This window comes from Candidatus Cryosericum septentrionale (assembly GCF_003570995.1).
Taxonomy (GTDB): Bacteria; Caldisericota; Caldisericia; order Cryosericales; family Cryosericaceae; genus Cryosericum; species Cryosericum septentrionale.
The window spans coordinates 1-8,557 of record NZ_QXIY01000023.1; the positions used below are offsets into that span (position 1 = coordinate 1).

The window sequence follows — 8,557 nt, forward strand, 5'->3', positions numbered from 1 at the left end:
ACTTTCTGCTTCTGCCCGCCGGAAAGACGGTGAGGGGGGTAATCGCGGAACTGTTCCAGGCCAAGGAGGTGCAATGCATCCCCAACGCGCTGTACCATTTCGGCATGGGGAAGCTCGAGGTTCTCGAGTCCAAAAGCGATATCGTCCTCCACAGTCGTCGCCACCAGCTGGTTATCCGGATTCTGGAACACGAGGCCGACGTCAAGCCCTGGACGCACATCCATGACCGTTTGGGTGTCGACGCCCGGCAGCAGATGCACACTGCCGGACGTCGGACGCAAAAGCCCGCTGACAAGGCGGGCTAGCGTACTCTTGCCGGACCCGTTGGGACCGACAATCGCGGAGATTGAGCCATCTGGCAACTCCAGGTCTATGTCACGAAGGACCTGGACAGCCCCCGCGGAGGTCTCGATTTGATACGAGACCTTGTCGAGGCGAATCATCTACTTCTCTACAAACTCCAGAACCGCCATGTTCGCTGCGTCGCCCTTCCGATACCCGGCTTTGATGATACGCAGATAGCCACCCGGGCGCATGATGTAGCGATCCTTAGTCAGCTTGAAGGCTTCGTCGACCGCTTCCGGCGTCAGAAGGTAGGCGTGCAGCTTGCGCCGCGTCGTCAGATCGTCGACCTTTGCAGTCGTGATGAGTTTCTCCACCACACGCTTTACTGACTTTGCACGAGTAACTGTTGTCTCAATGCGACCTTTCTCGATCAATGAGGTCGAGAGATTGCGCAACATCATGCTGCGCAAGCCGCTGTATACGCCAAGCTTTTTCAGCTTTCTTCCATGTCTCATAGCAAGAATACTCCTCTCGTCACGTTCGCGCTTACCATCGGTTGCGCGCTAATCTTCTGGGACGCTGATGCCGACATCTCTGAGGGCTTCGTCAACGCTCTTGCGACCGGCCTCTCCGAAACCGAGGACACTCTCTCCACGATGCTCTAGATAGTCAGCCACAGTCTCGACACCCGCATCCTTGAGAACCTTTGCCCAGCGGCTCTTGACACCCTCCACGGTCTCCAGGCTCTTCGACATCACGTTTTCGTTCGACGTCGTTGCCTCCGAAGCACTGTCCATAGAACCCTGCGTCGTCAAACACATAAGCAACTGTTGCGCGTGACGATCCACGATGTGAAGAGCTTCTTCAAGCGCATCGCGGGCTCTGGTTGTCGGAAAATGGGTAATCTCGATGATCAGGCGCTCATAGTCAGCCTTCTGCTTGATTCTTACGGGTTCGACAGTGAAATTGGCTGTCCGTACAGGAGAGTAGATGCTGTCGAGCGCAATAGTGTCGACCGTCCCGCTCAGCAACTCATGGTTCTCCTCGTTGCTGACATACCCTACGCCGGTGCGCAACAGCACCTGAAGATCGATGACGCTGTCATCTGCGGAGAGCTCTGCGATCTTCAGCTCTGGGTTAAAGATTCTCACCAGTGAGTTCTTCTCGAAGTCCTCGGCCTTCACCACGCCTCTCCCCTGTCGCTTGAGAGAAAGGGTCGCTTCGCTGCCATCGATAATGGAGACCTGGAGGTTTCTGATGTTGAAGATGAGCTCCTGAAGATCTTCCTTGATGCCGGGCAGTGACGTGAACTCGTGAAGTGCACCGTTTACCTTGATTGCCACTGGGGCACTCCCGGGAATGGAAGACAGGAGAGCGCGGCGAAGTGCATTACCCATCGTGGTTCCATATCCATGCTGCAATGGCTCGAAGACGAACTTGCCATACTCGGCGGTCTCTTCAGCAGATGTCAGTCTGATACCTTCAAGCCCTTCTATCATGGCAGGCTCCTACTTCGAGTAGTACTCGATGACAAGACGGGTATTGATGGGAACTCCAATCTGTTCAGCCGTCGGAATCGTGAGCACAGTGCCCTCGAACTTGTCAGGGCTGAACGAAAGCCACTGCGGAGTGGCCGGCTTGCTAGCCACCGACTCCTGCACACTGATCATGGACTTTCCGGTATCGGTCAGAGTCACAATATCTCCCACTCTGACCTGGTACGAGGGAATATCGACGCGGTGTCCGTTGACGAACACGTTGCCGTGGCATACCATCTGGCGAGCCGACTTGCGACCCGGCTGGATCCCCATCCGGAAAACAACGTTATCAAGACGCCGCTCGAGAAGCTCCAGCAGCTTGCCACCTGTTGGAATCGCCTTCTGGGAGTTCGCGAGAGCGAAATAGCCCCTGAACTGGCGCTCTACCAGACCGTAGGCAAGGCGAAGGCGTTGCTTCTCCTTGAGGTGAAGCTCGTAGTCGCTGTCCTTGCGGAACTTCTGGTCGACTCCATGCTGACCCGGCCCCATCTTGCCGCGCTCGATCGCGCACTTGCCGCTGGAGCAGCGAGAGCCCTTGAGGAATAGTTTCGTATTCAATGCACGGCACTTCCGGCATGACGCATCAATATATCTGGACATAGTCGCCTCCTATACCCTTCTGATCTTGCGCGGCCTACACCCGTTATGCGGGATGGGCGTAACGTCCTTGATGGACGAAACGTTGAGGCCAGCAGACTGCAGAGCACGGACAGCGATCTCACGACCCGAACCAGCGCCCTTCACGAACACGTTTACTCTGGACATTCCCATGGCGATAGCCTTCTCTGCTGCTTTCTGTGCGGCAACCTGGGCAGCAAATGGGGTCCCCTTCTTGGAACCCTTGAAACCGCTGCTTCCAGACGAGCCCCAGCATACAGTGTCGCCCTGGGCGTCGGTGATCGTTACAAGCGTGTTGTTGAACGACGAAAAGACATACGCCTTCCCCTCGCCAACTACCCGTTTCTCTTTCTTGCGCTTCACTACTTTCTTCTTGATGTCTGCCATACGATCCCCTTTGCCTATACCTTGGATGCCTTGGAACCGACGGTTTTCTTCGGTCCCTTGCGCGTGCGGGCATTCGTCCTGGTGCGTTGACCGCGAACGGGTAGTCCTCTCTTGTGACGGACGCCACGATAGCAGTTGATCTCCATGAGCCTGCGGATGTTGGTTGAGACTTCTCGGCGAAGATCGCCCTCGACGACGAGTTTGTCATTGATGGCCTTCTGGATTGCGAGAATCTCGCTCTCCGTCAGATCCTTGACCTTCTTGTCCTCAGACACTCCTGCAACACTGCAGATCATCTTATAGTTTGACTTGCCGATACCGTAGATGTAGGTCAGGGCAATCCCGACCTTTTTCCCGGCAGCAAGATCGATACCACTAATACGAGCCACTATTCCTCCTTTACTTACCCTGGCGCTGCTTGTGCTTCGGGTTCTCGCAGATCACCATGATCGTACCGTTGCGCTTCACAATCTTGCACTTAGCACAGATCTTCTTTACAGACGGTCTCACTTTCATAGGTCGCTACTCCTTTCAACTCTTCAACAACTACAGTCGATAGGTGATACGTGCCTTCGAGAGGTCATAGGGTGTTATCTCAAGCCTTACCTTATCTCCCGGCAGGATCTTGATGAAGTTAAGCCTCATCTTTCCGCTGATGTGAGCCAGCACAATCTTCCCGTTGCCCAGTTTCACGCGGAACATCGTCCCTGGGAGCGTTTCCACTATGACGCCCTCTGTCTCTATGACTTCTTTCTTGTTCATAACTGTGTCAGGATGACAGGGCCCTGGGCCGTGACGGCTATCGTATGCTCGAAATGAGCACTCTTTTGCCCGTCAACAGTAACAACCGTCCAATCATCGTTCAGAACGCGGACAGCGCTGCTGCCAGCGTTGACCATGGGTTCGATCGCGATCACCAGTCCCTCCTTAAGAGTAATTCCTGTACCGGCTCTGCCGTAGTTGGGAACCTCGGGATCTTCATGAAGCTCCTTTCCCACACCATGACCGACATAGTCGCGCACGACACTCATACCCTGGGCCTCAGCCACCTGTTGAACTGCGTGGCCGATGTCTCCCAGACGAGCTCCCACATGCACGGCGTCGATGCCGGCGTACAGGCTCCTTCGGGTCGTCTCGATAAGCTCCTTGTCTCGGGGTGCAACCGGCCCACACGCAACAGTAATGGCCGAGTCTGCATAGTATCCTTCATAGATGAGGCCGAGATCCAGCGAAACGACGTCTCCTGAATTCAGAACGCGATGCCCCGGAATGCCATGGATGACCTGCTCGTTGATGGAGACACAGAGCGTTGCCGGATAGCCGCTGTAGTGCAGAAATGCCGGCTTTGCTCCGAGCTCACGGATGCGAATTTCTGCCGCGTGGTCCAGTTCCCGAGTCGTCACGCCGGGAGAAACCATCTCTCCTATCTGGCGCAACACCTCACCGAGCTTGCCCCCGGAAACACGCAGGTGCTCGATGTCCGAAGCAGACTTAAGCCGGATCACCAAGAGCCCCCTGTATCCTGGCAAAAACAACACCCGGATCACTGGCTCCATCAACAGTGATGAGCTTCCCCTGATCGTCGTAGTAGACGGTCAGAGTCTTCGTCACCGCTTCGTACGTACTCATCCTTGTCCTGACACTTTCCTCGCGGTCGTCTTCCCGCTGGATGAGGGGTGCGCCACAGAGGTTACAGAGTCCCTCCCTCTCTGGCTGCGAATAGTACACGTTGTACACACTGCCGTCGGAAGAGCAGACGCGCCGTCCCGATATGCGGCGGAACGCTGTCTCGACCGGCAGGTCAACGTATACGGCTGCGGTCAAGCTAAGGTTTTGCTTTGTCAGATACTCGTCGAGAAATGCGGCTTGAGCGACAGTCCTCGGGTACCCGTCCAGAACAAAGCCTGCTTGCGCCTCCTGGGTCGACAGAAACGATTCGACGACAATCATGTTGACATCCTCGTCGCTCACAAGACCCCCAGCATTGATCTTGGCCGCAACCTCGGTAGGCAGCTTGCCCTCCCGCCGAAGATTCCGGAAGTACTCACCACTCGAGAAGGTGGGCACTCTCCAGGTTTGCGCGATAAGCGCACCTTGAGTGCCCTTTCCCGAGCCCGGTAGTCCCAAAAGGATAATACGCGGGTGCTGCGCCATTATTTCATGAACCCCTTGTAGTGACGCATCATCATGTATGCTTCGATCTCCTGCACGGTCTCCAGTGCTACGCCGATGATGATAAGCAGCGAGGTGCCGCCAAAGGCAAAAGCCGAAATCTGCTGGTTCCGCATCGCGATGTTTGGCACGATGGCGAGGAACGCAAGGAAAATCGCAGTCGGCAGGACAATCCGATCAAGTACATTCTTGATGTACTGTGCTGTTGCCTCGCCGGGGCGAACACCAGGCACATAGCCCCCGTATTTCTTGAGATCATCCGCAATCTTGGTGGGATCGTAGGTAATCTCTGTATAGAAGTATGTGAAGAAGATAATGAGGAAGAAGAAAACAACATTGTGCGCCAGCGTGCTCGAACTTGTCAAGGGCTGTGCAATATTAACATAGAACCAGGATGTCGACCAGAACTGCGACACGGTCGCAGGGAACATCAAAACGGTCGAAGCGAAGATAATAGGGAGCACGCCTGCCTGCACAAGTTTCAGAGGGATATACGTAGACTGACCACCGTAGACCTTGCGGCCGACGATACGCTTCGCGTACTGCACTGGAACCTTGCGTTCGCCTTCATAAGCGAACAGGACCAGAAGGAGCAGCACGATTGCACCCAGGATACCGCCGATGAGGCCGAGAACACTGAGTGACTTGGCCTGGGTCAGGCTGAAGGCCTGTGCCACACCAACGGGAATGCGGCTCACAATACCTGCGAAGATAATGAGCGACACACCGTTACCAATCCCTCGCTCGGTCATGATTTCTCCAAGCCACAGCACGATGTAAGCCCCGGCTGTAAGACTCAGAACGATCAGGAGTTTCACGAAGAATCCCGTGCTCGAGAGATACTTCTGGAAGATGGCCACGACACCAAACGACTCGATGACCGCCAATCCAAGAGTGAGATAGCGGGTATACTTCGCAATCTTCCGCTGACCTTCCTTGCCGCCTTCCTTGCGGAGCTCCTCGAGCGCCGGGATAACCGAGCCGAGAAGTTCAATGATGATGGAGGCATTGATGTACGGAAGGACGCTCAGCGAGAAAATGGCGAAGTTCGCAATGCCACCGCCTGAGAACAGGTCAAGGAGACCCAGAAAACCTCCCTTGCCAACCAGCTGCGCCACGGCCGCACGGTCGATACCAGGCACCGGGATATACGTCCCGAGCCTGATAACGACAAACATCATGAGCGTGAACAAAATCCTGTTACGCAGCTCTGGAAGCCTGAAAGCTCTCCTCAGTGTCTCGAACATCAGACGACCTCGCAGGTGCCGCCGGCCTTCTCGATCTTCTCACGAGCCGTAGCCGAGAACCCCGACGCCTGCACCTGAACCTTTGTTGTCAGTTCACCATCTCCGAGTACCTTCACCGGAGCGTTGTAAAATGCGTTCAGATCAAGGGGCATTTCGCCCTCGTATCCCTCGAGTGCGCCGATATTGACGGCCACATACACTGTCCGGACGTGAGGCCTGAATCCCTTCTTCTTCGGAAGTCGGCGATAGAGTGGAGTCTGTCCACCCTCGAATCCAACGCGCTTGCTGCGCCCAGACCGAGCTTTGGCACCCTTGCGGCCATAACCGCACTGTTTGCCTTTGCCGCTCCCGGCTCCGCGGCCGATGACTTTCGGACTGTCGATGAAACCTTCCGGTCTCACCATCTCGTTGAGTTTCATTGACGAGCCTCCGTAGCACGCGGCTCGGCATTGATACGGTCCTGCCGACGCAGGTTGCGCATCAAAGTCATCTGCTCGATGTCGCGCAGTCCGTCGATGGTAGCTGCAGCAAGAGAAATGGAATTCGAGCTGCCGAGGGACTTCGTGAGAACATCCTGGACTCCGACCTTCTCCATGATCTGGCGAACTACGCCGCCGGCGACAATACCAGTACCAGTAACGGCGGGCTGAAGATATACCCAGCCTGCGTCCGTACGAGTCTTCGTCGAGAATGGCAGCGTCGTACCCTTCAGCGTGAAGGTAACAAGGTTGCGCTTGGCAGCCGTGATTCCCTTCTGGATCGCCAATGGGATTTCGATGGCCTTGCCGATGCCGATGCCGACCTTGCCCTTCTTGTTACCGACGACGACAAGGACCCTGAACTTCATCTTCTTTCCACCTTTGACGACCTTTGTTACGCGGTCGATGCTGATGACCGATTCTTCGTATTCTTTGGGTTCAAACGAACGTCTTGCCACAGCTTCCTCCTAGAATTCCAGTCCCGCAGCGCGCGCGGCTTCGGCAAGCGCCTTGATGCGACCATGGTAGGAATGCCCACCCCGGTCGAAGGCTACTGTCTTGACACCCATCTGGAGCGCCTTGTCGGCTATCTCCTTGCCAACCATCTGGCAAGCGACCGTATTGTTGGCCGCCACTACCTGGCCGTCCGCCTTGCGCTTAAGGTTCGACGCGGCAGCAAGGGTAATACCCTTGTCGTCATCGACAAGCTGAGCATACACATGCTTCAGACTGACGAAGACGGCAAGTCTTGGTCGCTCTGCGGTTCCTGCCAGCTTCTTGCGAATCCGGTCATGCCGCCTCTCGCGAGCTTCTTCTCTATCGTGTCTGCTAATCATTGTTCCCCCTACGCACCAGACAAGGCCTTCTTGCCAGCCTTGATCCTGACTTTTTCGCCAGCATACCGGATACCCTTGCCCTTGTAGTGATCAGGTACACGCACTTTGCGAACATTCTGTGCGAACTGTCCTAGTCCCACGGCATCGGCACCGGTCATCGCAATCTTGACGTTGTCGGTCACTTGGACTTTGATGCCCTCAGGAATCTTCATGGGCACGGGATGCGAGTACCCGACAAACAGAGTCAGGTTAACTGCATCGACGGCAGCCCTGTAGCCGACGCCAACAATTTCGAGACGCTTGACGAAACCCTCGGTGACGCCTTTGACAATGCCTGAGAAACGCGCCGACGTCGTGCCGTGCATGACATTGAGGGCCTCTTGAAAAGCAGGATCGAGGACGAACCGAACCTGATCTCCCTCGACGGTGTAGTCAATGTGCTCAGGAACCTCGAGCGTCAGGGAACCGCGAGGTCCCGTGACGGTCAACATACGATCCGCCTGAGTCACAGTGACGCCAGCCGGAATCGTAGTGAGTCTCTTGCCTATTCTCGACATACAGTCCCCCTTACCAGACGAAGCAGATGACCTCGCCGCCAAGCCCTTCCTTGCGAGCCTGCACGTCGGTCATCAACCCCTGCGGGGTGGAGATGATTGCCATACCGGCGCCCATGAGAACGCGCGGCACTGCATCCTTCTTCACATAGATGCGGCGACCTGGAAGACTGATGCGCTTCAGGCCGGTAATGTAACGACCACGAGTTTTTGTGTACTTGAGATCGAGCTTCAAGTACTTGCGGTTGTCGCGGATAATCTCCGAAACACCGCCCACATAGCCCTGCTTCTTGAGAATCAGCGCGAGTGCACTGTTCATCTCAGAATACGGGGCAATAGTAGAGTCGTGGAAGACCAGGTTTGCATTCCTCACCCTGGTCAAGAAATCCGAAAGTGCGTCAACTCTGGACATGTTTCCTCCTCTACCAGCTAGCCTTCTTG

The 8,557-nt window shown here is 55.6% G+C and carries 16 protein-coding genes; all 16 read right to left on the minus strand.

What is annotated here, in order from left to right:
* The coding region (locus tag SMC1_RS05615; RefSeq protein WP_119085834.1) for an ATP-binding cassette domain-containing protein at nucleotides 1-443 on the minus strand (443 nt) is incomplete at its 3' end.
* Entirely contained in the window at nucleotides 444-800 is a 357-nt protein-coding gene (rplQ, locus tag SMC1_RS05620) for a 50S ribosomal protein L17 (protein ID WP_119085806.1), read from the minus strand.
* A 48-nt stretch (nucleotides 801-848) separates the two neighbouring features.
* Nucleotides 849-1,784, minus strand: a complete 936-nt coding sequence (locus SMC1_RS05625) for a hypothetical protein (RefSeq protein ID WP_119085807.1) — start codon at nucleotides 1,782-1,784, stop codon at nucleotides 849-851.
* Nucleotides 1,785-1,793: 9 nt separating this feature from the next.
* Nucleotides 1,794-2,423 carry a 30S ribosomal protein S4 gene (rpsD, locus tag SMC1_RS05630; RefSeq protein ID WP_119085808.1) on the minus strand — a complete coding sequence of 210 codons (630 nt, stop codon included), beginning with the start codon at nucleotides 2,421-2,423 and terminating at the stop codon, nucleotides 1,794-1,796.
* Nucleotides 2,424-2,432: 9 nt separating this feature from the next.
* Nucleotides 2,433-2,828 carry a 30S ribosomal protein S11 gene (gene rpsK, locus SMC1_RS05635; protein ID WP_119085809.1) on the minus strand — a complete coding sequence of 132 codons (396 nt, stop codon included), beginning with the start codon at nucleotides 2,826-2,828 and terminating at the stop codon, nucleotides 2,433-2,435.
* 14 nt (nucleotides 2,829-2,842) lie between these two features.
* The gene (rpsM, locus tag SMC1_RS05640) at nucleotides 2,843-3,217 is read right to left on the minus strand and encodes a 30S ribosomal protein S13 (protein ID WP_119085810.1); all 375 of its coding nucleotides are present in this window, start codon (nucleotides 3,215-3,217) and stop codon (nucleotides 2,843-2,845) included.
* Nucleotides 3,218-3,227: 10 nt separating this feature from the next.
* Nucleotides 3,228-3,344, minus strand: coding sequence for a 50S ribosomal protein L36 (gene rpmJ, locus SMC1_RS05645; protein ID WP_119085811.1), 117 nt, complete (start codon nucleotides 3,342-3,344; stop codon nucleotides 3,228-3,230).
* Between the two features lie 30 nt (nucleotides 3,345-3,374).
* Nucleotides 3,375-3,590: a translation initiation factor IF-1 gene (gene infA, locus SMC1_RS05650; RefSeq protein ID WP_119085812.1), complete on the minus strand. Its 216-nt coding sequence runs from the start codon at nucleotides 3,588-3,590 to the stop codon at nucleotides 3,375-3,377.
* Nucleotides 3,587-4,333 (minus strand): type I methionyl aminopeptidase, encoded by a 747-nt coding sequence (map, locus tag SMC1_RS05655; protein WP_207799321.1) that lies wholly within the window; start codon nucleotides 4,331-4,333, stop codon nucleotides 3,587-3,589. The genes infA and map overlap by 4 nt, the downstream gene beginning before the upstream one ends.
* Nucleotides 4,320-4,982: an adenylate kinase family protein gene (locus SMC1_RS05660; RefSeq protein ID WP_119085814.1), complete on the minus strand. Its 663-nt coding sequence runs from the start codon at nucleotides 4,980-4,982 to the stop codon at nucleotides 4,320-4,322. Before SMC1_RS05660 ends, map begins: the two co-directional genes overlap by 14 nt.
* Nucleotides 4,982-6,247, minus strand: a complete 1,266-nt coding sequence (gene secY, locus SMC1_RS05665; protein ID WP_119085815.1) for a preprotein translocase subunit SecY — start codon at nucleotides 6,245-6,247, stop codon at nucleotides 4,982-4,984. The genes SMC1_RS05660 and secY overlap by 1 nt, the downstream gene beginning before the upstream one ends.
* Nucleotides 6,247-6,666, minus strand: coding sequence for a 50S ribosomal protein L15 (gene rplO, locus SMC1_RS05670; RefSeq protein ID WP_119085816.1), 420 nt, complete (start codon nucleotides 6,664-6,666; stop codon nucleotides 6,247-6,249). The genes secY and rplO overlap by 1 nt, the downstream gene beginning before the upstream one ends.
* A complete protein-coding gene (gene rpsE / locus SMC1_RS05675; protein WP_119085817.1) occupies nucleotides 6,663-7,184 on the minus strand; it encodes a 30S ribosomal protein S5 in 522 nt (173 codons plus the stop codon). Before rpsE ends, rplO begins: the two co-directional genes overlap by 4 nt.
* Before the next feature lie 9 nt (nucleotides 7,185-7,193).
* On the minus strand, nucleotides 7,194-7,562 hold the full coding sequence (rplR, locus tag SMC1_RS05680) for a 50S ribosomal protein L18 (protein WP_119085818.1): 369 nt from the start codon (nucleotides 7,560-7,562) through the stop codon (nucleotides 7,194-7,196).
* 8 nt (nucleotides 7,563-7,570) lie between these two features.
* Nucleotides 7,571-8,119, minus strand: coding sequence for a 50S ribosomal protein L6 (rplF, locus tag SMC1_RS05685; protein ID WP_119085819.1), 549 nt, complete (start codon nucleotides 8,117-8,119; stop codon nucleotides 7,571-7,573).
* 10 nt (nucleotides 8,120-8,129) lie between these two features.
* Nucleotides 8,130-8,528, minus strand: coding sequence for a 30S ribosomal protein S8 (gene rpsH / locus SMC1_RS10585; protein ID WP_119087504.1), 399 nt, complete (start codon nucleotides 8,526-8,528; stop codon nucleotides 8,130-8,132).
* Nucleotides 8,529-8,557 lie beyond the last annotated feature (29 nt).